This window comes from Kitasatospora humi (genome assembly GCF_020907985.1).
Taxonomy (GTDB): domain Bacteria; phylum Actinomycetota; class Actinomycetes; order Streptomycetales; family Streptomycetaceae; genus Kitasatospora; species Kitasatospora humi.
Map to the genome: position 1 here is coordinate 16,677 of NZ_JAJJPA010000035.1, position 25,883 is coordinate 42,559.

Sequence of the window (25,883 nt, forward strand, 5' to 3'; positions counted from 1 at the left end):
GAACCCGGATTCCTGTTTTGCGATGCCGGATCACGGGATCCGCTGCGTGGGGCGGACGCCGCCTGCCGCGCCAGCCACCGGCAGGCGCACGGCACAGCGGCCCGATGACCGATCGCCCCGGAGACGGACGGTCGGCGTGCCGTCGGTCGGCCGTCATCCGCACCGGCGGTCAGCGTCTCCCCCGCCGGTTCCCGCGGCTTGTGCCGGCCGCTTCTCCGGCTGGTCGGGGATGTCGAGCTCGGCCCAGACGATCTTGCCGGCGGCGGTGCGGCAGGAGCCCCAGCGGCGGCAGAGCATGTTGACCAGTTGCAGGCCCCGGCCGCCTTCGTCCGAAAGGGTGGCGTGCTGGATCTGCGGGAGGTCCGGGCCCGTGTCGGAGAGCTCGATCACCAGGCGGTCGGCGCACAGCAGGCGCAGCCGTCCGGGGCCGTTGCCGTAGCGCAGGGCGTTGCCGATGAACTCACTGGTCACGAGCTCAGCGGTGGCGCCGAGGTCCTCCAGGTGCCAGTCGGCCAGCCGCTCCCGGACCAGTCGCCGCGCCAGGGCCGCGGCCGAGTCCTCCGGCGGCGGGTCCCACTGCACGATCCGGACGGTGCGGTCCGCCGGGCGGGCGGCCGTGACCAGGAGCACCGCGTCGTCGAAGCGGTTCGCGCCGTCGAGTTTGGCGTCGACCAGGTGTTCAAGGTCGGGGGTCAGTTGCTCGGCGTTCCGGCGCAGCCACGCCAGCTGGACGTCGACGTCGTCGGCGCGGGTCTTGATCAGTCCGTCGGTGTAGAGCACCAGGCGGCTCCCTGCGGCGGCCGGCAGCCGGACCGCGTCGTACGGGATGACACCGGCTCCGAGCGGCGCGCCCGTGGGCACGTCCGGGTAGCCGGCGACGCCGTCGGGGCCGATCAGCAGGGGCGGTGGGTGGCCGGCACTGGCCACGGTGTAGCTGCCGTCCGCGGGGTCGTGGACCGCGCACAGGCATGTCGCGATCTGGTCCTCCTCCAGGTCGCGGGCGGCCAGGTCGAGCCTGGCGAGCAGCCGCTCGGGCGCGATGTCCAGGGCCATCAGCGTGCGGGCGACCGCCCGCAGCCGCCCCATGGTGGCCGCCGCGGGCAGGCCGTGGGCCATCACGTCCCCGACGAGCAGCGCGGTCCGGCCGCCGGGCAGGGCTATCACGTCGAACCAGTCCCCGCCCACCCCGCCGGGGTCCGTCGGCGGGGTGTAGGTGGTGGAGACGTCCAGTCCGGGGGTGCTGGGGGTGCTGCGCGGCAGCAGGCTGCGCTGGAGGGTCACCACCCGTTCCCGCTCGCGTCCGTAGAGCCGTGCGTTGTCCACGAAGACCGCGGCCTTGGAGGCGAGCTGGAGCGCCAGGGCCAGGTCCCGGCGGGTGAACGGCGGCTGGTTCCTTCCCCGGACGAAGTCGGCGGTGCCGATCAGGACGCCTCGGGAGATCAGCGGGACCGCCAGGTAGCTGTGCACTCCGGCCGAGCGCAGCACCTCCCCCGCATGCGGGGTGGGGGCGATCAGCGGGTACTCCCAGCGCCGGATCCGGGGGACCAGCACGGGCTCGTGACTGGCGATGCACTTCTGGATGTACAGCGCCTCCGTGGAGACGGGCTCTCCGATGGGAGTGGGCTCCAAGGCGCGCAGCTCGTCGACGAAGGCCACCGCCACGGCCCGGGTGAGCGGAAAGGTGGCGGCCCCGGAACCCTCCTCGCCGCTCAGTACGGACTCCAGCATGTCGACGGCGGCGTAGCCGGCGAGGCGGGGAACGGTGAAGTCGGCGAGCTCCTGCGCCGTGCGCTCCAGGTCGAGGGTGGTGCCGATGGCCGTGCCCGCCTCGTCGAGCCATGCCAGATCGCTCAATCCGCGCAGGCGGCCGGACACGTACGCAGCCGCGTGCCTGGCGATCGAGGGCAGCCGGCTGCGTAGCCGTGCCGTGCCGCGCAGGGCCGCGTGGGGCTGGTGGGACACGGTCACTCACCTCTTCGGACGGCCGGACTCGGCCATCGGCTCAAGTGTCCTCCCGGCGGCCCGGCTCCGCGCAGCGGTCGCGGTCGGGCCCTCGGCGGCTTCACCGGGGCTTTCGCTGGAGCGCCACGAGTGCCGCGTCATCCGTGAGGTGTCCCCCGACGTAGGTGAGCAGGTCGCGCCGGATCTTCTGCAGGAGGTCCTCGGGGCTGCACGCCGCCCAGCGGCCGACCCGCTCGGGGAGCGGGTAGAAGCGGCCGGAGGCGTCGCGGGCCTCGATGACGCCGTCGGTGTACAGCAGCAGCGTGTCACCGGGCCGGAAGGCGAGCACGTCCACGGTGTGTCCGTCCGCGGCCGGCAGGCCGACTCCCAGCGGCGGTGCCGGGTGCAGGCACGGCGTGGTGACCGTGCCGTTCGCGTGCAGCAACAGCGGCGCGGGGTGTCCGCAGCTGGTGATCATGCTGATCGCCTCGTGGTCCGGGACTTCGAGGAACAGGCTGGTGGTGAAGCGCTCACCGGCCTCCTCGGCGGGTTCGAAGTCGGCCAGGTAGCGTGTGGTGCTCTGTTCGAGGGCGGCGGCGAGGTCGGGCAGGGTGGTGTGGTGGTGCGCCGCCTCCCGGAAGGCCCCCAGCAGCATGGCGGCCTCACCGATGGCGGCCAGGCCCTTGCCGCGGACATCGCCGATCAGCAGGCGGACCGCGCCGTCGGTACGGGCCACCGCGTACAGGTCGCCGCCGACATGGGCCTCGGCTTCGGCCGCCAGGTACAAGCTTGAGACCTCCAGTGAGCCGATCCGCTCCGGCAGCGGCCACAGCAGCACCTGCTGGGCGGCCTCGGCCACCGAGCGGACCCGGGCCAGCTCCACACCGCGCCGCTCGCGCGCCGCGCAGAAGATCACCACCAGGGTCGACAGCACCACCAGGGCGAGGATCTGCACCAGCACGTTGCGGGAGAACAGCACGCCGTAGTGCAAGCCGATGAACGCCTGTGCCGCGATGGCCAGCAGTCCGACCAGCCCGGTCAGCCTCGGACCCGCGAACGAAGCGGTGATCGCGGGGGCGATCACCAGCAGCGGGCCGAGGTGGACGTCGGCCGGCACCACGAGGTCCGCCGCGGTGATCGCCACGATGAGCACCAGAGGAAACGCCAGCAGCGCGTGGCTCGGCTTCCACAGCTGCCGAGCGGCGATGGCCAGCCGCCGGGTGAGCACGATTCCAGAGTGCGCCGATCCCCTGGCCACCGCACAGCGGGACCCCTCGCGGCCATGGCCCGACCCGCCGGATCGGCCACGGTCGGGCCACCACCCCTGCCTTCCCTGGGGCGCGACACCGAGGGGCGTGCCGTCAGCGCGCTGCCCGGTGCTCGGGCTCGTGCGCTGCCGGGCCCACGGCACGGCTGGAACGCGGGTCCGCCTCCCACCCCAAGGAGCCGGAGGCGGAACCGACTCACCACTGACCGGGCTGGTAACTTCCCGCAGGCGTCCGGCAGATGACGTTCATCCGGTGGTAGGCGCCCGCTGCGCGCGACTTCAGTCATCCCCGTGGAAGACGCAACCGACCGCGGCGCCACTGCCCATGCTGACCACCCCGACGGCCGGATCGGCGCTGGCCCGTACGAAGCCCCCGCCGTACCCGTCGTCGTCGGCGCCCCGTGCACCCAGGTAGAGGCCCCAGTTGAGGAAGAGGTCCTGCACGCCGCCGACGCCGTCCGGAAACGGCTCGGCGGCGGGACGCACCCGGTGCTGGAGCACGAACGGACCGTCCATGGCCGAGGTGACCTGGTGCTCCCACTCCGCCGCGGTCACCTGCCAGCCGGCGGTGATTCCGTTTCCGCCGTGCAGCAGGGTCGGCTTGAGGATCAGCTCCTGCTGATGGGCCAGGGCATGGGCGAGCGTGTCGACCCTGGAGCCGCCGGGGTCCGTGGTGCGCGGGCGCACGTACCGCGTCCACGGCAGGAGCCGGTCGATGCACGCCAGTTCGGCGGGGTCGAACAGCTCCCGGTGCTGCTCGTCGGAGAGCATCGCCAGGGTGCCCTTGTTGCCGTACAGTTCGGCATCCAGCCTGCTGAAGAGGCCCACCTTGCCCTGCTCGACCGCGACCAGCAGCGGCTCCAGCTGGGCCGCCGAGGCAGGGTCGGTGAGGTCCTCGGGCAGGAAGTACCGGAAGACGACGTCGACGGCTCGGCCGGAGACCGTCGGACGGCCGTTGGGGTAGGTGAGCTCGCCGAGGTCGCAGGCGATCCCCTCGGCTCCGTGGTCGGCCAGCTTCGCGGCGAACACCCGCAGCCGGGGTCCCACGACGGCGAAGTTGGCCACCGTGTCCACCACGGCGACGACGGGTGCCCGGTCGGTGGGGAGGTTCGCGGCGCACTCGGCGCGCATGGTCCGCACCATGTGGCCCAGCGTGTCCCGGTAGCGGAGCCCGTGCCGCCGCACGAACTCCTCGAGCGGCGGGTACGCCAGCATCGCCCGGTTGATGTCGGCGTTCTCGAAGCCGCCGAGCGCGCTGGTGAGATTGAACTCGAGGAGCTTGAACCCCGAACCGTCGTGGTAGAGATCGGCCCGCCCCAGCGGCAGCAGGGTCCCGGTCCGGGCACTCCGCGTGATCAGCGCCGATTGCAGGGGGTCCATGCCGACCGCCGCCGCCAGCGCGGTGAGGCTTCCACCGAACACCCGCTCCGGCAGTGAGCGCAGCAACCCGTAGACCGCGTGGAGGTCTTCGACGACGGTGCGGCGCTCGGCCCCGCCGAGGAAGGCCGGGCCGTTCAGGAACCGGTCCCGGTACGCCAGCGTGAGGGTGGCCGACTCCCGGGCGGCGGCCGTGGGATGCTCGCCGCCCGTCGACGCGTGCTGCGCCAACTGCTCCCCGTACACGTGGCCCAGTCGCGATCTGGGGGGCTTCGGCAGGCTCGTGGTCGTCATCGCATGTCCTGATTCGCTGGTTCACCGGTGCCGCGAACGGCCAGTAGGACGCGGCGGGCCGACGCGCACCGCAGTGCCGGGCGTCGGCCGGCTGTTCGCTCAGTTCGTTTCATACGTGGGTGTCGGAGCCTGCTCGGCGCCCTGCTCGGCGCGGGTGATCCACTGGCGGCGCGCGCCCACGAAGAGCGCCACCGCGACGACCGCCATGACGACCGCGCCGGCGCCGAACACGGCGCGGGTGCCGGCCTCGGCGGCGACGAAGCCGCCGGCCGCCGCACCGACGGGCAGTCCGCCCCAGGCGACGAGCCGGTACACGCTGTTCGCCCGTCCGAGCAGGTGCTGCGGCACCATGGTCTGCCGCAGGACGACCACGACGACGTTCCACGTCACCGTTCCGCACGCGAAGATCATCAGGGCCGCGCCGGCCGCGTACACCGAGGGCACGGCGGCCAGCACCGTCTCGCTCGCGGTGATCAGGACGGCGGTGGCGACCAGCGCCCCTTCCCGACCGAGAGGTCCCGTCAGGGCGGGGGCGAACCGTGCGGCCAGGACGGCTCCCGCGGCTTGGCAGGCGAGCAGGACGCCGTACCCGAACGGGCCCAGGTGGAGCACCTTCCCGCTGTACACCACGAGCACGGCGAGCATCGCGTTCCCGGCGATGTTGATGAGGCAGGACACCAGGGCGAGACTGCGCAACAGGTGGTGCGAGAACAGCCACCTGGCGCCGGCCGTCATCTCCGACATCACGCCGGCCCTGCCCGGTCCGGGCTCGATCGGCCGGGTGCGGCGGATGCGGCTGACCAGGACGGCCGAGCACAGGAAGGTGGTCGCGTCCACGCCGAAGGGAAGGACCACCACCACACCGAACATCAGCGCGCCGAGGAGCGGGCCGACGAAACCGGTGCCCGCCTCCTGCGCGGCCATGATGCGGGCGTTGGCGATGGAGAGCCCGGCCTTGGGAGTGATGAACGGGACGAGCACCTGCGCGGCGTTGCGGCTGAGGACCTCACCGACACCGAGCAGGAACATGCACCCGTACAGCAGCGGCAACCCGCCCCAGCCGCCGAGGATCCCGACGGTGAGCACCGCGAGGACGCCGGCCCGGACGATGTCGACGCGCACCATCATCTTCCGGATGTCGAGGCGGTCGCCCAGCAGCCCGGCCGGGATGCCGAACAGGACGAACGGCACGGTGAAGGCGACCGAGGCCGCGCCGATCAGGCGGGGGTCGTCGGTCAGCCGGGAGGCCAGCAGGGGGCTGGCGGCGATCGTGGCCCCGTCACCGAGCGAGGAGACGGCGGCGGACCACCACAGCCGGGAGAAGTCACCGCCCAGGCGCAGCCGTTGCGAGCCGGACTTCTCCATCGTCGATGTGCTCATGACCCTGCGCGGCAGTCCGGCCGACGGTCCATTGGTTTCTCCCCGCCGAGACGGCGCACCGTAGTTGACGCCCCATCCGTCCGTCGTCGGCCGCCGCGGCCGGGACGGTCAGGAGCACGCGGATGCCGACAATAGTCGGCGTCCGCGGCGGCGTCGAGGGAAAGATCGGGCCCATCGACCGAACCGGCCGGACGCCTCCGAAGAAGATCGAATTCCCTGCGTCGGAGGAGGCCCGTGCCCTGCGGTCTTCTGATATGTTCGCGGCCGCTGGGTGCTGAATCGGTGGCGCCAACGTGCATGTTATGGGAGGGCATGCCGGTAACCGGGCTTTCGTACACTGCCTCTTGACCCGCGGTTCGTGCTCGCGCCCGATTGATCCGGCGCGACGACCGGCGGCCGATTTCGAGTCGTCTCCGTTCTCCGAACCAGACCACACGTCGACTTCCTCGTCCTCATGCCCACCTCGCGATGGTTCGCCGGTAGTGACGGCCGGCTGTCGGCTGCGCCAGGGGCGGCGTGAACGAACCGCGTCGACGCACGGTCCGGCAACCGAGCACACCCCGACGAGTCACCTGAGCCTCTGCAATCAGGGTTGCCACGGAGCAGCCGCGCACATCGAAGGATGAGGGCAACGTTCATGGGAACCTACGCATCGGATGCGGCGCCGGACACCGACACCACTCGCCGTTGCCCCTTAGGTCATCCGCGGACCTGCCACCCCGAGTCCCCCGGAGGCAGACCTTGAGTCCCGCGGCGGGTCTGAGGAGCGCCCGTCCCGAGGTCGCCGAACCGGTGACGGTCGCCGTCATCGGCACGGGGGCGATCGGCCGGGACCTGGTGAGCAAGATCGACCGGTCGCCGGCGTTGGACTGCCGACTGGTGGCCGGACGCAATCCGGAGTCGGCGGGCCTGCGGTACGCCGAGAGCCTCGGCCTTGCCACCACCGCCGGCGGCATCGAGGCCGTACTGTCGGCCCCTCGCCCGTTCGACGTCGTCTTCGACGCCACCAGCGCCGCGTCCCACCGGGACCACTGGCCACTGCTCGAACCGCTCGGGACACTGGTGATCGACCTGACGCCCAGCAAGGTCGGGCAGATGGTGGCGCCCACCGTGACCGGGGTCTCGCCGGCCACCGGACGCAACGTCAATCTGATCAGCTGCGGCGGCCAGGCGTCCGTCCCGGTCGTGCACGCGCTCGCCGCCCACTTCCCGGTGACGTACTTCGAGGTCGTCTCCACCGTGGCCAGTGACGTCGCCGGCCGCGCGACCAGGCTGAACCTCGACGAGTACGTGGCGACCACCGGCAACGCCGTGACGGCCTTCTCCGGCGTGACCGACGTCAAGGCGATCCTCAACATCAGTCCGGCGGTGCCACCGGCGACCTTCCGGACGGCCATCCACGCCCGCACGGCCGGCGCCGACCCGGTGGCGGTGCGCGCGGTGGTCGACCGGGCGGCCGAGCAGGTGCGGTCGTTCGCTCCCGGGTACGAGGTCATCGCCTGCACGGCGGTCGACGACCTGGTGACGATCACCCTCCAGGTCACGGCGCACAGCGACGTGCTGCCGCCGTACGCCGGGAACCTCGACATCATCAACTCCGCCGCCGTCATGGTCGCCGAGCAGTACGCGACCCGGCCGGACCGGGCGTGCCGGACGGGAGTCACTTCATGAAGCACAACGGCCCCGGGAAGCCCGTGGTGATCCACGACCCGACGTTGCGGGACGGCCAGCACGCGGTCCGGCACCAGCTCGGGCTCACCGCGCTGAGCCGTTACGCGCGAGCGGCGGACGCCGCGCGGGTTCCGGTGGTGGAAGTCGGCCACGGCAACGGTCTGGGCGCCTCCTCACTGCAGGTCGGGCAGGCCGCGGTGAGTGACGACGAGATGCTGTCGACCGTCCGCGAGGCGCTGGGCCACAGCCGGATGGGTGTCTTCATGCTGCCCGGCTGGGGCACCTGCGACGACCTCCGGCGGGCGATCGCCCACGGGGTCGACGTCTTCCGGATCGGCGTGCACGCCACGGAGGCGTCACTGGCCGAGCGCCACCTGGGCTTCCTGCGGGATGCCGGTGCCGAGGCCCACTGCCTGCTGATGATGAGTCACATGGCCTCCCCCGGCGAGCTGGCCGAGCAAGCCGCCCGGGCCGTCGGGTACGGGGCGCAGGGCGTGGGGATCATGGACTCCGCGGGCCACTTCCTCCCTGCGGACGTCACCGCGCGGATCGGTGCGATCGTCGAGGCGGTCGGCACCGTCCCGGTGGCCTTCCACGGACACGACAACCTCGGCATGGCCGTGGCCAACTCGGTGGCCGCGGCCGACGCCGGCGCCCTGATCATCGACGGCTGCGCCCGCGGCTTCGGCGCCGGAGCCGGCAACACCCAGCTCGAAGTGCTGGTCCCGGTGCTGGAGCGGAGCGGGTACGCCACGGGCATCGACCTGTACGCCCTGCTCGACGCCGCCGAGCTCGCCGAACGCGAACTCATGCCCGCGCCACCGGTGACCGCCTCGATGAGCATCGTCAGCGGCCTGGCGGGAGTGTTCTCCGGCTTCAAGCACCGGGTCGTCGAGCTCTCCGCGGCCGCCGGTGTGGACCCGCGCGACGTCTTCTTCGAACTCGGTCGGCGGCAGGCCATCGCCGGCCAGGAGGACCTGATCGTGGACGTGGTGGCGGAGCTGGGCAGCCGCAGGCCGACGGCTGACGACGGCAGCTGACCCGGCTCCAGAGAAGGAGGACAGACGACATGGCAGTACCGGAAACCGTGCCCGGGTCGACGCGGACGGCGGGTGTGGAAGTCACCCGCATGTCGTTCGACGAGTTCATGGCCGTGGGTCCCCAGGGACTGTACAAGGCGGACCGTCCCGCGGTGATCGAGCTCCCGAGCAGCGTGCAGGGCCTCGGCCGGGACGAAGTGGCGGCGCGCCTGGCCGAGATGACCGTCACCCTGTTCACCGAACCGGGCGACAAGAACTACCCGGGACGCTGGGAGACGCGGGACATCAAGCTCCGCGAGTTCTTCGCGGACGAGCGGCACCTCACCGGCTCGGACACCTGGCACCGGGTGGTGTCGAACATACGCAGCAGTCCGGCCGATGTGAACGCCGTGATCGGGTTCGACGCCGAGGAGCTCTTCGGCTACGGCAACGCGCTGTACGCGGCCAACCTGTGGATCAGCCACCGGGGCGTGTTCACCAAGAGCCACTTCGACGAGTTCGAGAACTTCAACATCGCGCTCGAAGGCCGCAAGCGGTTCATCATCGCTCCACCCGGCGTGCGGGACTACTACCCGCGGTCGATCCTGCGGGGGTTCGGGGACAAGTCGCAGGTGGTCGACCTCGACGACGTCGACCTGGAGCGCTACCCGAGGCTGGCGGCCAAGCTCGCGCAACGCCGTGACTTCGTCCTCGAACCCGGCCACATGCTCTACCTGCCGCTCGGCTGGTGGCACCAGGCCGAGTCGCTGGACGACATGAACATCAACGTCAACTTCTGGCTGAAGTCCAAGAAGATCCTCCGCAGGCCGCACGTGCTCGGCGTCGCGCTGTACACGTACGCCTACCGGAGGCTCAAGGGCGTCTACAGCTACAGACCCACCGAGGTGAACTCCTGATGAGCGAGCGCAAGTCCATCACTCCCACCCACCTGTACCGCAACAACGACAAGCTCATCGGGATCGGCAACGCCTTCTGGAACACGTCCTACGAGAACGGGGTCGCCGGCATCGTGGGCGACCTGCGGGACGGCGTGTTCCACATGCCCGACGGGCACGAGTTCGTCAACTTCACGGTCTGCTCCTACCTGGACCTGGACACCCACCCCAAGGTCATCGACGGCGCGGTCGACTCACTGCGCCGCTTCGGCGTGCTGGACCACTGCATCCCGCGCACCCGCGTCCAGACGACCGTCCTGCTGGAGCTGGAGGAGTCGCTCGGCGAGCTGTTCGGCTCGATGGTGATCAGTGCGCTCTCCACCGCGGCGGCCAGCACCGGCCTGCTCCCGCTGATCGCGTCGGGGCACCTCGGCAACGGCACCCGGCCGTTGATGGTCTTCGACAAGAACGCCCACGTCTCGATGGCCAACGCCAAGCCGAGTTGCGCCGACGAGACCGAGGTCGTGACCAGCGGTCACCATGACCTCGACTTCCTCGAGGACATGTGCCGCACCTACGAACGCGTCTGCTACGTGGTCGACGGCTCGGACAGCCTCGGCGGCTACGCGCCCGTCCGCGAGTTGGCCGAACTGCAGGAGAAGTACAACCTCCTGGTCTTCTACGACGACTCGCACTCGCTGTCCGCGTACGGCGAGCGCGGCATCGGCTACGTCCGCTCGCACTCCCCGGTGCTGGACGAGCGGACCATCACCGTGGCCACCCTGACCAAGGGATTCGGCGCCGGCGGCACGGCGATCCTGCTCGACGGCTACTCCCAGGAGACCCGGCGGCTCATCGAACGCTTCGCCGGCCCGCTGGGCTACTCGCAGAAGATGAACGCCGCCGCGGTCGGTGCGGCGATCGCCTCGGCCGAGATCCACCGCACCGAGGAACTGACCCGGCTGCAGGGGCGCCTGCGGGCCAACATCGCGCTGTTCGACTCACTGGTCTCGACCGAGCAGGCCGGGAGCACCTTCCCGATCCGCCTGGTGCCGATGACCGACGAGACGGTCGTCGACGCCGCCAGGCAGGTCTTCGCGGCCGGTTTCTACACCTCGCCGGTGTTCTTCCCGATCGTCGCCCGCGGCACCGCCGGACTGCGCGTGATGCTGCGGGCCGGTCAGACCGAGGAGCAGATCAGGCTCCTGGCCCGCGCACTCATCCAGGCCGGAGCGCGTCCGGCGGCCGCGCGGCCCGGGGCGGTGGCCGAGTGACCGGCGTGGCCAGGGCGGTACCGCGCAGCATCCTGTACACGCCGGCCCTGTCGCTGGAGCGGGTGGTGAAGGCCTGGTCGTACGACGCGGACGTCCACCTGATCGATCTCGAGGACTCCGTACCGCCCGCCGACAAGCCGGCCGCCCGCACGGTCTGCCGGGCCGCGCTGGAGGAGTCGCCGCGGCCGGTGAACGTCGCCGTGCGCATCAACGAGCTCGGTAGCCTCGCCGCGGTGCACGACGTACTGATGCTGACCGACAGTCAGGTGAAGCCCGGCATCGTCCTGATGACGATGGTGACCTCGGCGGAGGAGGTCGACCTGCTGCGCCGGATGCTGGCATCGGCGGGCGCGCATCCGGAGGTCTACGTGACGGTGGAGACGGTGGAGGCGGTCACCCGCATCGACTCCATCGCACGCTCCGCCGACGGCCTGGTGTTCGGCTCGGCCGATCTGGCCGCCACCCTCGGGGTCGACATCACGTGGGAGGCCATGCAGGCGGCCCGCCAGGCGATGGCGATGGCCTGCGCCCGGTTCGGTACGGCGTGCATCGACACGGCCAACTACCGGCTCGCCGAACCCGCGGTGCTCGCCGAGGAGACCACCCGGGTGCGGGCGCTCGGCTTCCACGGCAAGGCGACGGTGCACCCGCGCGAACTCGACGTGATCAACCGCATCCTGCGCCCCCGGCCCGACGAAGTGGCACTGGCGCGCCGGGTGGCGCAGGCCGTGACCGCGGCCAACGGCGGGATCGCCGTGCTGGACGGCAACATGGTCGGGCCGCCGTTCGCCCGGCTGGCGCGCGACACGGTCGCGCGCGAGGACGCCTGGACGAGTCGGTTCGGCCGCGACGCCGGAGCCGGCGGAGACGGCGGAGCGGCATGACCGCCGCACCGCGGATGGTCCTGGCCGCCGACATGTCCGGCACCCTGGCGATGACCCGCGTGATCGACGTGCTCGGCGAGATGTTCGTGGACCTGGCCGCCGGCCGGACCCGGTCCCCGGCCCGTACCGTCGTCGAGCACGGTGACCGGCGCGTCCTCCTGGCCAGTCCCGCCGTCTGGGAGCAGCGCGGGGTGGGCAGCGTCAAGGTCACCACGCTCACCCCGGACAACCCGGCCCGCGGGCTGCCCCTGATCCACGGGATCGTCGCGCTCACCGACCTGGAGACGGGGCGGATCACCGCCCTGCTGGACGGCGCCGAGCTCACCGCCGTCCGCACCGGAGCGGTCGCCGCCCTGGCGACCCGCTGGTGCACTCCCGACGACGCCGACGACTTGGCGGTGATCGGCGCGGGGGCGCAGGCGCGTGCCCTGATCAGGGCGGTGTCGGCGGTGCGCCCGATCCGCACCGTCCGGATCCACTCCCGCACGCGGGCCGGCGCCGAGGAGCTCGCGCACTGGGTCCGGGACACCGCGCCCCGACCCGTCCGCGCGACGGTCTGCGACACCGCGAGGGCTGCCGTCACCGATGCGGCGATCATCTGCACGGCCACCTCCACCGGTGACGGCACACCCGTGGTGGAGGCGGGCTGGGTGGCATCCGGGGCACATGTGAACGTGATCGGTGGCACCCATCCGGACGCCGTCGAACTCGACCCGGCCCTGCTGGCCGACGCCGTGACCATCGTCGAGGACCGGACCGCGGCGCTGGACGGCGCCGGTGAGATCCGGGCAGCGCTGGCCGGCGGCCTGATCAAGGCCGAGGACCTTCACGAGCTGGGCGGGCTGGTGGGCGGCGAGGTCGCCGTCGCCGGCCGGACCTCGGTCCTGCGCACGGTCGGCATGGCCATCGAGGACACCGCCGCCGCGGTGGCGCTGTTCGACCAGCATCGGGCGGCCACGCAGGGACCGGGCGACCCGTCGGTCGTTGCGCCAACAAGGGAGGGAGCGCCGGATGGACACGCATGAGGACCTCGGTACGGGAAGCGGGCACCCGTGGTTCGGGGGGCACCGGCTGAGGCCCGCCGCGTCGGCCGGCACGATCCGGCAGATGCTGCGGCACGAGCTCCGGGACACCGGTTGGCCGTACCAGCGGGTCCTTCCCGCGGCACCGATGGCCATCCCGCGCGCGGCCTACGCCGAGGTCTTCCGAGTGAGCGCCGCACTGATCGAGCTGCTGCGCCGCACCGCCCTGGAGACCGGGCGCACCACCGCCGACCGGCTGAGGGCCTACGCCATGCCCGCCGAGGAGGACCGGCTGTGGATGGACGACCCCTTCATCGAGGAGCGGTACGCCGACAGCGTGGTCCGTCCGGACCTGGTCATCGGGCCGAACGGCCCGCAGTTCCTGGAGTTCAACGTCAGCGGCGCGCTCGGTGGCGTGGTGGAGACGCAGAGCCGTCTGGCGGTGTGGAACAGGCTCCACGCCGACGAGGAGGGCCGCACCCCGTACCGTTCGCCGAGCCCGCTCGCCGTGCGCGCCGAGATGTTCCGTTCGCTCAGCGCGGAGTTGGCGCTGGCACCGCGCGTGGCCGTGGTCGGCAGCTCCCGGGTGATCGGCGTGGAGCGGCGGTACTTCGAGATGGAGACCGACTACTACAACAGCCACGGACTGACCGCGCGCTTCTTCGAGCCCGAGGAGCTGCACCAGGCCTGGGACTGCGCGCCGCACCTGCGCCATCCGATCGGACTGCGGAACTTCACCATTCCCGACTGGCTGGAGGTGGGCCTCGACACCACGCCGGTCCAGGACGCGCTGGACAACGGCTGCGTGCTGGTGGGCACCCAGACGTCGACGTTCCTGCACAGCAAGCTCACCATGGGCCTGCTGTCGGAGGGGCGGCCCTGGATGACCGAGGGCGACCGCAGGCTCGTCGAGCGGTACCTGCCGTGGACCCGGATCCTCGCGGAGCGCAGGACCGACCGCCGGGGTCAGCAGGTCGACCTGCTCCCGTTCGTGCTGGCGAACCGGGACCTGCTGGTGCTCAAGGCCGGCCTCGGGGAGAGCGGGAAGCAGGTGGTCATCGGCCGCGAGGTCGACCAGGCCGGATGGGAGGCCGCCGTCGGTGAGGCCGCCGTCGGCGGCACCAGCGTGGTGCAGGAGTTCGTGCGGCCGCAGACCTGCAGGGTCGCGCTGATCGCCGACGGTTCCGACGAACCGCATGACGTCGATGTCGCCCCGGTGCTGGGCCCCCTGCTGTTCGGCGGTCGCCCGGCCGGGTTGTTCTGCCGGTTCTTCGGCGACGGTTCCGCCGGGATCGTCAGCGTCCGAGGGGGGACGAGCAGCTCCGACAACGTGATGGTGGCGATCTGACCGCGGCACCGCTCGCACTCCGCCCTTCGTACCGGCGCGCCGCCCGCGCCAAGCACCGCCCCCTTCCAGCAACCACACCGGAGAGTAATCGATATGACGCTGCGTCAGGTCAAAGCCAACGAGTACGTCGAGGAACACGGCGGGGACTTCGAGGACTTCGAACCGGGCATGGTGATCCGGCACTGGCCGGGCCGCACCCTCTCCGAGGCCGACAACACCTGGCTGACCCTGCTGACCATGAACCAGCACCCGCTCCACTTCGACCAGCACTACGGCGCCGGCGCCGAGTACGGGAAGGTCCTGGTGAACAGCGGCATCACCCTGTGCCTGGTCGGCGGGATGACCGTGCAGGCGCTGTCGGCGCGGGCGGTGGCCAACCTGGGCTGGGACAGGGTCCGCCTGAAGGCGCCCGTCTTCGTCGGCGACACCCTCTACGCGACGAGCCGGATCCTCGACAAGCGGCTGTCCCGGTCCCGACCGGGGCAGGGGATCATCACGGTGGAGACGACGGGCACCAAGTCGACGGGAGAGGTCGTCATCGTCTTCGAGCGGTCGTTCATGGTGCGCTGCCGCGAGGCGGTCGATCCTGCGGATGACCGACGATCCGCGGCCGCGGACGCCGTTTTCGACGCCCCTTCCACCGCAGGGTCTTGAGCTCTCATCAGCGATTTGCACGATTGTTCGATATGACAGGATGTTTGACATGACCAGCGAGAATCAGCCCAAGGCCGGCCACCGCGACATTCCCGTCAGCACCGAGTTCCGCGAGTTCATGGCCTCCGGATGGGCGGCCGACGACCGTCCGCCCGCGCCCCGCGCCGAGGTGGCCGATCACGCGGCGCGCCGACGGGCGGCCCTGTCCCAGCGGTTCCCCGGCGAGCGGCTCGTCATCCCCGGCGGCGGCCTGAAGGTGCGCAGCAACGACACCGACTACACCTTCCGGCCGCACACCGCGTTCGCCCACCTGTCCGGGCTCGGTTCGCAAGCCGAGCCCGACAGCGTCCTCGTCCTGGAGCCCCGCGCCGGGGGCGGACACGAAGCCGTCCTGTACTTCCGCCCGCCGGCCCCGCGGGACACCGAGGAGTTCTACGCCGACTCGCGGTACGGGGAGTTCTGGGTCGGCTACCGCCCGACCATCGCCGACGTCGAGTCGGAGCTCGGGCTCACGGGCCGCCACATCGACTCGCTCGCCGATGACTTGGCGAAGGACGACGCCGCTTCCCGGCTGCGCGTGGTCCGGTCGGCCGACCCCAAGCTCGCCGAGCTCGTCGACACCACCCGCACCCAGGCGGGCACGTCCCTGACCGCTGAGCAGCAGCAGGAGGCCGACGAGGAACTGGCCCGCGAGCTGTCCGGGATGCGGATCGTCAAGGACGAGTGGGAGATCGGCGAGATGCGCAAGGCGATCGCCGCCACCCACAAGGGATTCGACGCGATCATCGCCACCCTGCCGGAGGCCGTGCGCAAGGGCCGCGGTGAGCGATGGGTCGAGGGCGTCTTCGGCCTGTACGCGCGGCACGAGGGCAACGGAATCGGATACGAGTCGATCTGCGCGGCCGGCGACCATGCGAACACCATCCACTGGACGAAGAACACCGGCGAGGTCCGCGAGGGTGACCTGATCCTGGTCGACGCCGGGATCGAGATCGACTCCCTGTTCACCGCCGACATCACCCGCACCCTGCCGGTGAGCGGCCGCTTCACCGACGTCCAGCGCAAGATCTACGACGCGGTCCACGCGGCGCAGCAGGCCGGCATGGAAGCGGTGCGGCCCGGCAACAAGTTCAGCGACATCCACGCCGCCGCGAACGAGGTCATCGCCCGCCACCTGCACGAGTGGGGGCTGCTGCCGGAGGGGGTCACGCTCGAGCAGACCCTCGATCCGGAGCGCGGCGGCTGGCACCGCCGCTGGATGGTCCACGGGACCTCGCACCACCTGGGCATGGACGTGCACGACTGCCAACTGCTGCTGCGCGAGGACTACATGGACGGCGAGCTGAAGCCGGGCATGGTCCTCACGGTCGAGCCGGGCCTGTACTTCAAGGCGGACGACCTGCTGGCGCCGGAGGAGTTCCGCGGCATCGGGGTGCGCATCGAGGACGACGTGCTGGTGACCGAGGACGGCTACGAGAACCTGTCCGCCGCGATGCCGCGCGGTTCCCACGAAGTGGAGGAGTGGATCGCCCGGGTGTCAGGTCCTGCAGCGGATAGCTGACCGTCGGGCAGCGCAGGCACGACCGAGCCGCGGTTCCACCGCGGCTCGATCGGCTCTTCGCCCGGGTGACGGAAAACCCGTTGCGAGGCCCGGAAGGGCCGTTCGAGGATGGTGGCCCGTGAGCGACTCCGACCCATCCCATACCGGGCGACTGCGCGCGCTCCTGCGCTCGCTGCGCCCCGACCTGGCGCCCTGGCGCTCCTCGCGCGACTTCCGGCTGCTCTGGCTGTCCGGCTGCGTGACCAGCTTCGGAAGCTTCCTCACGTACGTCGCCGTACCGATGCAGATCAAGGACATCACCGGCTCCTCCTTCGCGGTCGGCCTGGTCGGCGCCTTCGAACTGGTTCCGCTGGTCGTCTTCGGCCTCTGGGGCGGCGCCCTCGCCGACGCCCTGGACCGTCGCAGGCTGGTGCTGTTCTCCGAGGCCGGACTGGGCCTGCTGGCCTGCCTGCTGCTGCTCAACGCGCTGCTGCCGACCCCGCTGCTCTGGCCGGTCTACCTGGTCTCCGCGCTGGTCGCCGCCGCCGACGGCCTCCAGCGCCCGGCGTTGGAATCGCTCGTCCCGCGGATCGTGGCGCACCACCAGCTGACCGCCGCGTTCGCCCTCAACTCCCTGTACCGCAACGTCGCTTCGGTGGCCGGCCCGGCGCTGGCGGGCGTCGTCGTGGCGTTCTCCGGGGTGCAGACCGCGTACGCGCTGGATGTGCTCACCTTCGTCGGCTCGCTGCTGCTGCTCGCCCGGATCCGGGCGGTGCCGCCGCCGACCGGCGCCGAGCGGCCGTCCGTACGGGCCGTCCTCATCGGCGTCCGGTACGCGTGGAGCCGCAAGGACCTGCTCGGCACGTACGCGATCGACACCTGCGCGATGCTGTTCGCCTACCCAGTGGCCGTCTTCCCCTTCCTCGCATCGGAGTTGGGCGCCAACTGGGCACTCGGCCCGATGTACGCGGCCTCCGCGGCGGGCGCCCTGCTGGTCGGGGCGACCAGCGGCTGGACATCCCGGGTCCACCGGCACGGCCGTCTGCTGGTCGCCGCCGCCCTCGGCTGGGGTGCGGCGATGGCGCTGGCGGGCCTGGCCGGCAGCGCCTGGCTGGTGCTGCTCGGGCTGGCGCTGGCCGGCGGTGCCGACGAGATCAGCGGGATCGCCCGCTCGACCATGTGGAACCAGTCCATCCCGGACGAGGTCCGCGGCCGGATGGCAGGCGTCGAACTGCTCAGCTACTCCGTCGGCCCGCAGCTCGGCCAGGTCCGGGCCGGCACCATGGCAGGCGTGGTCGGCGTCCGCGCCGCCGTCTGGAGCGGCGGCCTGGGCTGCGTCGTCGCCGTGCTCGCCGTCACCGCGTCACTGCCCAGCCTGCTCCGCTACGACCACCGCACCTCTCCGCACGCGGCCGCCGTCCGTGCAGAGCACGAGAAGGCCCCCGCCGACCCCAGCCCGGCCCCCACGACCGGTTGACCGCCGCTCGGCCCCTGCTCGGCGCCCGGACCCGGCGACCGGCTCCGGCAGGAAGGCACAATTGACCAATCGTCAGATGGTGCTTCGTACCCGGCGATCGGTGGCAGGATCCCGGCGTGACACATTATCGGGAGGGGCGGTCCAGGGCCGCACTGGATGCTTGGTGGCCGGGGGCGGGCCTGGCGGCGGTGGGTGTGGTCGTCACGTGGTGGCCGGACCCGGGGCGCCGGTCGGCGCTGTGGGTGGTGGGGCTGCCCGTGCTGGCCTGCGGACTGCTGGCCATGCTGCTGTCCGCCTTGGGTGTTCGGAAAGTCGGCCGGGGCGACTTCCGGCCCACGCTGGCCCGCTGGCTGCTGGTGCTCGCCACGGCAGCCGGGTCGCTGGTGCTGATCCGGGCGGGACTGCGCGAAGAGCACGACTACGAGCGCAAGTACCCGGTGACCCGGGCCGTGGTGACCGACTGCCGGCAGGAGAGCTTCGGGGACGACCCGAGCTACAGCTGTGTCGAGCACGTCACGGTCAATGGCCAGGTGATCGCCGAACGGCACGAGACGGACGACGAGTACAAGGACGACCGGACGGTGACGGCCCGGGTCGATCCGGTGTCGCTGCACGTGATGAGCGAGAAGTCGGACGCACTGGCCGAGTACGTCGGCCTGGGCGGCCTGCTCGGCCTGTTCTCGTTCGGCTTCGGCTGGTGGACCTGTTACGAGTCGCAGTTCGCCTGGGGCTGGATGCGCAAGAGGATCGGGCGGGCCGCGGAGACGGCCGGCGAGCCCGTCGAGGATGCCGTGCCGTCGAGTCAGGACCTGGTGCGTGAGGGCGGCGGGGATGCGGCCGGCGGCCCCGTGCCCGCGCAACCCCGCCAGGCTCACGGCCGTGACCAGCGCCGGCACGAAGGCGACCGCCGGCGGGGTCACCATCGCGCCGCCGTGGGCCCAGTGAACCGGCGGGAGTGACCACGACCGACGTCACCGCCGTGGCCCGGCTCCCGGATCCGGGGCCACGGCGACCGGGGCCGGAACCAGCACCAGGGTGCCCCAACTGCCCGCCGCCACCCGGTGTTCGGTGCCCGCCGGCACCACCACCAGCCGGCCGGTCGTCACCGGTACCGCCCGATCGGCCAGCTCCAGGTTCAACCGGCCCGCCAGCACGACCAGCGCCTCGTCCGACTCGTGGACCTCCCACGGCAGTTCGGCGCCGTCCATGCGCAGCACCCGGATCTCGCCGGAGCCCACCCGGGCCGCCAGGTCGGACGTCCAGACCTGCGGCAACTCGGCCGCCCTCGCCGCCAGATCGATCACGCGCATGGCAATGCCCCCTTCTCGGGCCCGTCTTCGTGGATGCTCCGCACGCTATCCGCTTGGACGCCCGCGTTGGTCGACCGTTCGGTAAAATCCGCTCAGCCCAATCGGGCTGCCCCTTCCATCAGTTCGGCCCGGCACCATCGGGCGCCGCCGGGCCTCGGTTGCCCGGGAGCCGGCCGGCGTGGGCGGCAGCGGGCGGCGGACGCCGCGGGTCAGGTCCGCCGCGTCCGCCGCGTTCCGGGGCGTGCCGGGGCGTGCCGGGGCGGCTACTCGTAGCGCAGGTTGGTGGCGGCGCTGCTGGACCACAGGGCGGGCAGGCTCAGGGCGGTGATCGCCAGCAGCGCCGCGCCGCCGGTGCCGACCAGGGTGAGGATCTGCGGCCAGGCGAGGGAGACCGGCAGGTGGGCCAGGGCCAGCAGCGCCAGCGCCAGGGCGACCCCGGTGGCCACCGCCAGCGCCAGGCCGAAGAGGATCGGCACGGCGCTCTGGTACAGCACGGCCAGCGCCAGGGTGCGGCGGCGGGTGCCGAAGGCGGCCAGCACGGCCAGCGTGCGGCGGCGGTCGCGCAACTGCTCCAGCAAGGTCACCAGCATGCTCGCGCCGATCAGGGTGAGCACGGCCACCGTGCCGGCGCTCAGGGCGCGCCGGATGCCGGTGAAGTAGGCGTCGGTCAGCGGGGATCCGGGCACGTGGACGCCGGCCCGCGGGTCGAGCAGGGTGGCCGCGGTGCGGATCTGCTCCAGCTCGTCCGGGGCGCCCGGCACGGTGTGCAGGGTGATGTCCGCGAACTCGGGCCGCAGCAGCCCGGGCGGGAGCGCGCCGGGGGTGGCCAGCAGGACGGTGCGGCCGTCCCCGCCGATCGAGCCGGGCAGCAAGGGGTCGTCGTGTTGCGCGGTCACCGTGGCGCGGATCGTCGGGGCGGGCCATTCGGCGGTGCCACCGGACACCTGCAGGATGCTGATCGGGGTGCCCGCCGCCGGGACCGGCGTGCCGGCACCGCCGACGGCGAAGGCATCACCGTTCGCGCAGTCGGGGATCAGGGCGATGGTGCGCAGCGCCGCGCAGTCACCCACCCGGAGCGGCAGTCCGTGCTCGGGGCCGCCCACGCTGGCGAGCAGCGCGGTGAGGCCGACCGCGGACCGCACGCCCGGAGCCTGCCGCAGCCGGTCGGCGAGCACCGCGGCCCGGTCGCCGGCGGTCGGGACGCTGACGGTGATCACGCCGGGTTCGGTCGGGCGCGGGGCCGCCGGCATGGTGGTGTAGGAGGTGTTCATCGCGCCGAGCAGGGTTTGCAGGGCGATCGCGCCGGCCACCGTGACCGTGATGCCGGCCACCGGACGTCCCGCGCTTTCCGGGTTGGTGTGGATCCGCCCCACCGCCAGCTGCCAGGCCGGGGGGCCGCCGCGCCGGCTGAGCGCGCGCCCGGCCAGGTCGAGCAGCGGTGGCAGCAGCAGGGTGGCGCCGACCAGGAGCAGGAGCAGGCCGCCCACGAGCACCACCAGGCTGCGGGTGCTGCCGACTTCGGCCAGCCGGTCACGCTGGCTGACCAGCAGGGCGGCGCCGGCCAGCGGCAGCGCGATCCGCCACCCGAGCCGGCGTGCCCGGGTGGTGGCGCCGCGCACCACGCCGAGCGGTTCGGCGGCGACCCGACGCATCGTCAGCACGGTGACCAGGACGGCGAGCACGGGGACGGCGGCCAGTGCCAGGGCGGCCAGCGCCGGCTGCGGCCGCACGTCGGCGGAGTAGACGCTCAGGCCCTGCACGGTCACCCGCTCGATCAGTCGGCGGCCGATCAGGAAGAACACCGTTCCCACGCCCAGGCCGAGCAGCGCGCCGGCCAGCGACTCGCCGGCCGCGATCCGCGCGGTGGCCGCCCGGTCGGCGCCGGCCAGCCGCAGCGCGGCCAGCCGCCGGTCACGGGCCTCGCCGCCGAAGCGCACCGCCGCGGCGACGAAGACACCCACCGGGGTCAGCAGGATGACCAAGCCCGCCACGGTCAGCAGCACCAGCAGCGGGTCGAGCGGCTTGGTGGGCAGCTCGCCCCCGAAGTGGTCGATCCGCGTCGCGCCGGTCTGGGTGGTCAGCTGGTCGCTGCCCAGGTAGAAGGCGTAGTCGCCGGGCCCGACCAGGCCCGCCTGGCCGATCGTCCCGCTGATCGGATGGTTCAACCGCTCGCGCAGCAGGTCCGCGCCCGGGGTGTGCAGCAGCGCGGCCAGCGCGGGTGAGACGGCCATCGTGCCGGGAGCCGGGAAGGTGCTCAGGCCCGGCGGCAGCGGCGCCTGCGGCCCCTCGGGCCGGACGGCCCGGCCGACCACGTGCCGGCTGTGGAAGTCGGTGCTGATGTCGACCATCAGCAGGCTGTGTGCCGAGCGGTCGATGGGTTCGACGTCGAACAGCGCGCCGTTCTGCAGGTGCAGCCGGTCGTCCCGGTGGTGCCGCACGGCCGGGAAGGCGGAGGCGAGCAGCAGTGTCGCCACCCCGCAGCCGACGCCGAAGGCGATCAGCACGGTGCGCAGCCGGCTCTCCCGGCCGCCGGTGACGGACAGCCGCAGGCCCAGCGCGAGATCGCCCGCCCAGCGGACGAAGAACCGACGCCCGCTCACCATGCCGCTCCCGACTGCTCGGTGCGCCCGTCGCGCAGGACCACCTCGCGGTCCGCGTACGCCGCCACCCGCATCTCGTGGGTGACCAGCACCACCGCGGCGCCGCTCTCCCGGGCGGCCGCGGTGAGCAGCGCCATCACCCGTTCGCCGTGCAGGGAGTCCAGCGCGCCGGTCGGCTCGTCGGCGAAGAGCACGGCGGGCTCGGTGGCCAGGGCGCGGGCGATCGCCACCCGCTGGCCCTGGCCGCCGGATATCTCGCCGGGCCGCTTGGCCGCCAGCTGCGCCACGTCGAGCTGTGCCAGCCACTGCTCGGCCCGCTCCTCGGCGGCCTTTCGGCGCAGCCCGTTCAGCCGCAGCGGCAGTGCGACGTTGGCCAGGCAGCTGAGTTCGGGGACCAACTGGCCGAACTGGAACACGAAGCCGAAGTCGGAGCGGCGCAGCGCGCTGCGCGCCGCGTCGGACAGCTCCGCGAGGTCCTGGCCACGGTAGTGCACGGCTCCCTCGTCGGGCCTGGTCAGCCCGGCCAGGCAGTGCAGCAGGGTGGACTTGCCGGAGCCGGAGGCGCCCATCACGGCGACCAACTCGCCGGGGCTGACGGCGAGTTCGGCGCCGTCCAGCGCGGGGGTGGGACCGAAGGTCTTGCGCAGCCCGGTGGCCGTGAGGATCGCCTGCGGGTCGGGCGCGGCGGCCGGGTGGGCGGCGGTGGCGGGTTCGATCGGGGAGACGGGCATCAGGCGCGCACCTTCCGGGCGAGTTCGTCGAGGCGCTGCGCGGTCAACGCCAGCCAGCGCAGGTCGGCCTCGAGGTGGAAGAGCGCGTGGTCGCACAGCAGTTGGTCGGCGAGGTCGCCGGAGAGCTTGCGCCGGGTCAGTTCGCGCATGTACTGGAGGTGTTCGGCACGCTGGGCCTCCAGCACCTCCGCGGCCGGGCGGCCGGTGAGCAGGGCGAGTACGACCTTGGTGTAGAGGGTGCTCTGCACGTGGCTCTGCGGGCTCTCCGGCGTGGCGAGCCACTGCGTGACATCGGTGATCCCGGCGTCGGTGATGACGTAGCGCTTGCGTTCGGGGCCGTCGCCCGGCTCGGTGCCGTCGACCTCGACCAGGCCGTTCTTCAGCAACCGTGACAGGGTCGCGTAGACCTGCCCGTAGTGCAGGGCGCGGGTGTGGCCGAAGCGCTCGTCGTAGGCCCGTTTGAGGTCGTAGCCGTGGCGCGGTTGGGACTCCAGCAGCCCCAGGATGGTGTGACCCAGTGACATGCCAAGGGACTATACACACCATGTATACCTCGTGTGTATACATGGGCGCAGGCTCCGTGACAGGACATCAAACGTGTGGGCTTGCCCAGCCTTTGGGCTGGTCGTCCCGGAACGGCTTCGCACTCCAGGAGACGACCGGCATAGGGGGATTCCCACGGCAACCGTGCGATCCTACTAACGCGGCCTCAATGAGTCATGACAGCAATGCAGTTGACTGCGTTAGTGGTGGCCCGATCATCGGAGCGGCACCTCGCCGGCCAGCGCAGCCGCAAAGCCCGGGCAGCCGGAAAGCGGGCGGCGGAGGCCGAGTCATGGGGCGATGGCCGCGGAGCGACTGCGATGGGGTGGCGGCCGTGGGGCGCGAGGCCGGCTTGAAAGTGTGTTCCGCGCCGCCCCCGGGGGTGGACGAGGCGGCGCGGAACGACTGGGGCGCTCAGGCGCGGATCTGCTTGCGGTCGCCGCTGTGGCTGATCGCGATCTTGCGGGGCTTGGCCTTCTCGGCGACCGGGATCTTCAGGGTCAGCACGCCGGCGTCGTAGTCGGCGCTGATGCCCTCCGGGTCGAGGGTGTCGGAGAGCATGATCTGGCGGGAGAAGACCCCCAGCGGGCGCTCGACCATCTCCCACTTCACGTCCTCGCCCTCGTGGCGCGGGCGGCGCTCGGCCTTGACGGTCAGCATGTTCCGCTCGACGTCGATGTCGATCGCCTGCGGGTCCACGCCGGGCAGGTCGAAGCAGATCACGTACTCGTTCCCGGTCCGGTAGGCGTCCAGCGGCATCGGGGCCGGGCGCGACCAGGTGCCGGTCGCACCGAGGAACTGCTGGGTGAGCCGGTCCAGCTCGCGGAACGGGTCAGTGCGCATCAGCATCGCGAAACACCTCCAGTACTTGACGGGTGCCAGTGCGCTTCGTCTGAATCCGTTCTAACATGTCATCCATCCGATGACAACTTGCCCCGTCGCCTAGAGAGTGACATCGATGCCTGAGACACCCGCCCAGCCGCCGAACAGCCCGACCGTGCCCTCCGAGCCGGTCCCCTTCCTCGCCGCCGCCGCGGCCCTGGCCGCCATAGACGACGTCGTGCGCACAGCCCGCACCCCGGCGCCCGGCCGGACGACGGGCCCCGAGTCAGTGCCCGGACGCGAGTCGGCCCTGGCCGCCCTGATGCTGTTGCGCGAGGTCCGCGCCGAACTCGCCGGTTGGGAGGCAGGCCTGGTGGAGAGCGCCCGAGCCGCCGGCGCCACCTGGGCCGACCTCGCCCAGCCCATGGGCGTCGCCAGCCGCCAGGCCGCCGAGAACCGCTACCTGCGCCTGCGGCCCACCCGCAGCACGCCCCAAACCGAGTCGGCACCCACCGGCGCCGAACGGGTCAAGGCCGTGCGCGACCGCCGTGCGGCCGAGCGCGCCGTCACCGCCTGGGCCCGCGCCAACGCCGCCGACCTGCGCGTCGTCGCCGCCCAGCTGTGCGCGCTCACGGGCCTGGCGCCCGGGGCCCGCCCGGCCCAGAACGCCGTGCACACCGCGCTGGCCGCAGCCGACGCCGCCGACCTCATCGCACCCCTGGCCGGCATGCGCCCCCACCTCGGCGCCGACCACCCCGCCCTGGCCGCCCGCTTGGACGACCTCACCCGCCGCACCGACCAACTCCGCAACGACAGCAACCGACGGCGCGCCTGACACCGACCCCGAGCAGGACCGCCGGCGCGACATCCCCGACCGGCCCGCCCACGTCCAGGACCGGCCCGCCCTGGTCCTGGGACCAGCCCGCCCTGGTCCGGGCCCGCATGCACGCCCAGACCAGGGAAACCCTCCTCCCCCTCGCCCCTCGTCTCCCCCGAAGCCGCCCCGGCCGCACTCGCCGGCGCGGACTGCCGGAGGTCTGCGCCTTCGCGCCGGCGCCGGGGTGACCGGCCGCGAGTACCGGCCCCTCCCGCCTCGCACGTCCGGTCGTGGGCCGGGAGGCGAGCGCCGCCGCCGACTTTCCGGCGGGGCGGCGAGCCGGGTTCAGGGCCTGCGGGAGCCGGCGTCGTCCGAGCCGGGGGCTTCGCTCCAGCCGGCGCGCCGGACGGTCTCCCTGATCGCGTCGGGGTCGGGCGTCGCGTTCCTCGGGTCGGCCGGCCATTGTTCGACGAGCTCGATCGCCCACTGGGCCCAGGTGTCCACCATGCGGTAGTAGTCGGTGAGGAAGCGGCCCACGAGCTGGGTCTGCGCGGCGCGCTCGGGGAACGGGGCCCGGCCGGCCAGGTGGGCGCGGGCGACGGCGAGGTTCTCGCGGTTGCGGTCGGCGGCCCAGGCCCTGGCCGCACGAAGGGTGGCCAGCGCGTCATCGCGGGATCCGTTCTCCGCGAAGAAGATCTTGAGGAGCTGATCGCACTCCAGCACCGGTCCCGTTCCGGGCTCGTGCAGCCACTGGGCGAGCGCGCGCCGGCCGTCATCGGTGATCGAGTAGACGGTGCGGGGGCGGCGACCCACCGATTCCCTGGTCGCTTCCGCGAGGCCGTGGCGGACCAGCTTCTTCGGCTCCTCATAGAGCTTGCTCTGGGCCCTGGGCCAGATCCGTCCCAGGCTCCGGTCCATCTGCCTGGCCAGTTCGTAGGTGCTCCAGGGCTGCACGGCGAGCAGGCCGAGGATGGCGTAGGAGGTGGTGGTGAGTTCCGAAGCCCTTGACATCTTGC

Annotated in this window: 22 protein-coding genes; 12 read left to right on the top strand and 10 right to left on the bottom strand. The window is 72.3% G+C overall.

Annotated elements, in window-relative coordinates; translation table 11 throughout:
* Positions 1 to 153: 153 nt before the first annotated feature.
* The 4 genes from LN042_RS26390 to LN042_RS26405 form a co-directional block, all read right to left on the bottom strand.
* Positions 154 to 1,962: a SpoIIE family protein phosphatase gene (locus LN042_RS26390; RefSeq protein ID WP_372495825.1), complete on the bottom strand. Its 1,809-nt coding sequence runs from the start codon at positions 1,960 to 1,962 to the stop codon at positions 154 to 156.
* Between the two features lie 100 nt (positions 1,963 to 2,062).
* A complete protein-coding gene (locus LN042_RS26395) occupies positions 2,063 to 3,169 on the bottom strand; it encodes a PP2C family protein-serine/threonine phosphatase (RefSeq protein WP_230053877.1) in 1,107 nt (368 codons plus the stop codon).
* Positions 3,170 to 3,487: 318 nt separating this feature from the next.
* Positions 3,488 to 4,879 carry a hypothetical protein gene (locus LN042_RS26400; protein ID WP_230053878.1) on the bottom strand — a complete coding sequence of 464 codons (1,392 nt, stop codon included), beginning with the start codon at positions 4,877 to 4,879 and terminating at the stop codon, positions 3,488 to 3,490.
* A gap of 99 nt (positions 4,880 to 4,978) precedes the next feature.
* Positions 4,979 to 6,259, bottom strand: coding sequence for an MFS transporter (locus LN042_RS26405; protein WP_230053879.1), 1,281 nt, complete (start codon positions 6,257 to 6,259; stop codon positions 4,979 to 4,981).
* Positions 6,260 to 7,000: 741 nt separating this feature from the next.
* On the opposite strand from LN042_RS26405, the gene LN042_RS26410 reads away from it, so the two are divergent.
* The 11 genes from LN042_RS26410 (at position 7,001) to LN042_RS26460 (ending at position 19,003) form a co-directional block, all read left to right on the top strand.
* A complete protein-coding gene (locus LN042_RS26410; RefSeq protein ID WP_230053880.1) occupies positions 7,001 to 7,930 on the top strand; it encodes an acetaldehyde dehydrogenase (acetylating) in 930 nt (309 codons plus the stop codon).
* Positions 7,927 to 8,970: a 4-hydroxy-2-oxovalerate aldolase gene (gene dmpG / locus LN042_RS26415; protein ID WP_230053881.1), complete on the top strand. Its 1,044-nt coding sequence runs from the start codon at positions 7,927 to 7,929 to the stop codon at positions 8,968 to 8,970. The genes LN042_RS26410 and dmpG overlap by 4 nt, the downstream gene beginning before the upstream one ends.
* 29 nt (positions 8,971 to 8,999) lie before the next feature.
* A complete protein-coding gene (locus LN042_RS26420) occupies positions 9,000 to 9,866 on the top strand; it encodes a cupin-like domain-containing protein (RefSeq protein WP_230053882.1) in 867 nt (288 codons plus the stop codon).
* Positions 9,866 to 11,119 carry an 8-amino-7-oxononanoate synthase family protein gene (locus tag LN042_RS26425; protein ID WP_230053883.1) on the top strand — a complete coding sequence of 418 codons (1,254 nt, stop codon included), beginning with the start codon at positions 9,866 to 9,868 and terminating at the stop codon, positions 11,117 to 11,119. The genes LN042_RS26420 and LN042_RS26425 overlap by 1 nt, the downstream gene beginning before the upstream one ends.
* The gene (locus tag LN042_RS26430) at positions 11,116 to 12,003 is read left to right on the top strand and encodes an HpcH/HpaI aldolase/citrate lyase family protein (protein WP_230053884.1); all 888 of its coding nucleotides are present in this window, start codon (positions 11,116 to 11,118) and stop codon (positions 12,001 to 12,003) included. The genes LN042_RS26425 and LN042_RS26430 overlap by 4 nt, the downstream gene beginning before the upstream one ends.
* Positions 12,000 to 13,028, top strand: a complete 1,029-nt coding sequence (locus LN042_RS26435) for an ornithine cyclodeaminase family protein (RefSeq protein WP_230053885.1) — start codon at positions 12,000 to 12,002, stop codon at positions 13,026 to 13,028. The genes LN042_RS26430 and LN042_RS26435 overlap by 4 nt, the downstream gene beginning before the upstream one ends.
* Positions 13,015 to 14,373: a hypothetical protein gene (locus LN042_RS26440; RefSeq protein WP_230053886.1), complete on the top strand. Its 1,359-nt coding sequence runs from the start codon at positions 13,015 to 13,017 to the stop codon at positions 14,371 to 14,373. Before LN042_RS26435 ends, LN042_RS26440 begins: the two co-directional genes overlap by 14 nt.
* A 93-nt stretch (positions 14,374 to 14,466) precedes the next feature.
* Entirely contained in the window at positions 14,467 to 15,027 is a 561-nt protein-coding gene (locus LN042_RS26445; protein ID WP_230053887.1) for a MaoC family dehydratase, read from the top strand.
* 49 nt (positions 15,028 to 15,076) lie between these two features.
* On the top strand, positions 15,077 to 16,588 hold the full coding sequence (locus tag LN042_RS26450; protein WP_230053888.1) for an aminopeptidase P family protein: 1,512 nt from the start codon (positions 15,077 to 15,079) through the stop codon (positions 16,586 to 16,588).
* Between the two features lie 118 nt (positions 16,589 to 16,706).
* Positions 16,707 to 18,044: an MFS transporter gene (locus LN042_RS26455; protein ID WP_230053889.1), complete on the top strand. Its 1,338-nt coding sequence runs from the start codon at positions 16,707 to 16,709 to the stop codon at positions 18,042 to 18,044.
* Positions 18,045 to 18,160: 116 nt separating this feature from the next.
* A complete protein-coding gene (locus LN042_RS26460; RefSeq protein ID WP_230053890.1) occupies positions 18,161 to 19,003 on the top strand; it encodes a hypothetical protein in 843 nt (280 codons plus the stop codon).
* 12 nt (positions 19,004 to 19,015) lie between these two features.
* On the opposite strand, the gene LN042_RS37395 is transcribed toward LN042_RS26460, so the two are convergent.
* From LN042_RS37395 to LN042_RS26485, 5 genes are all read right to left on the bottom strand, one after another.
* Entirely contained in the window at positions 19,016 to 19,354 is a 339-nt protein-coding gene (locus LN042_RS37395; RefSeq protein ID WP_283843917.1) for a cupin domain-containing protein, read from the bottom strand.
* A 263-nt stretch (positions 19,355 to 19,617) separates the two neighbouring features.
* Entirely contained in the window at positions 19,618 to 21,957 is a 2,340-nt protein-coding gene (locus LN042_RS26470; RefSeq protein ID WP_230053891.1) for an FtsX-like permease family protein, read from the bottom strand.
* Positions 21,951 to 22,685, bottom strand: coding sequence for an ABC transporter ATP-binding protein (locus LN042_RS26475; protein ID WP_230053892.1), 735 nt, complete (start codon positions 22,683 to 22,685; stop codon positions 21,951 to 21,953). The genes LN042_RS26470 and LN042_RS26475 overlap by 7 nt, the downstream gene beginning before the upstream one ends.
* Positions 22,685 to 23,209 (bottom strand): PadR family transcriptional regulator, encoded by a 525-nt coding sequence (locus tag LN042_RS26480; protein ID WP_230053893.1) that lies wholly within the window; start codon positions 23,207 to 23,209, stop codon positions 22,685 to 22,687. The genes LN042_RS26475 and LN042_RS26480 overlap by 1 nt, the downstream gene beginning before the upstream one ends.
* A 433-nt stretch (positions 23,210 to 23,642) precedes the next feature.
* Complete coding sequence (locus LN042_RS26485; protein WP_230053894.1) at positions 23,643 to 24,077, bottom strand: Hsp20/alpha crystallin family protein; 435 nt, start codon at positions 24,075 to 24,077, stop codon at positions 23,643 to 23,645.
* Positions 24,078 to 24,186: 109 nt separating this feature from the next.
* Between LN042_RS26485 and LN042_RS26490 the strand changes: the two genes are divergently transcribed.
* Positions 24,187 to 24,885: a hypothetical protein gene (locus tag LN042_RS26490; protein ID WP_230053895.1), complete on the top strand. Its 699-nt coding sequence runs from the start codon at positions 24,187 to 24,189 to the stop codon at positions 24,883 to 24,885.
* 327 nt (positions 24,886 to 25,212) lie between these two features.
* Here LN042_RS26490 and LN042_RS26495 read toward each other — a convergent pair whose 3' ends face one another.
* Complete coding sequence (locus LN042_RS26495) at positions 25,213 to 25,878, bottom strand: PadR family transcriptional regulator (RefSeq protein WP_230053896.1); 666 nt, start codon at positions 25,876 to 25,878, stop codon at positions 25,213 to 25,215.
* Positions 25,879 to 25,883 lie beyond the last annotated feature (5 nt).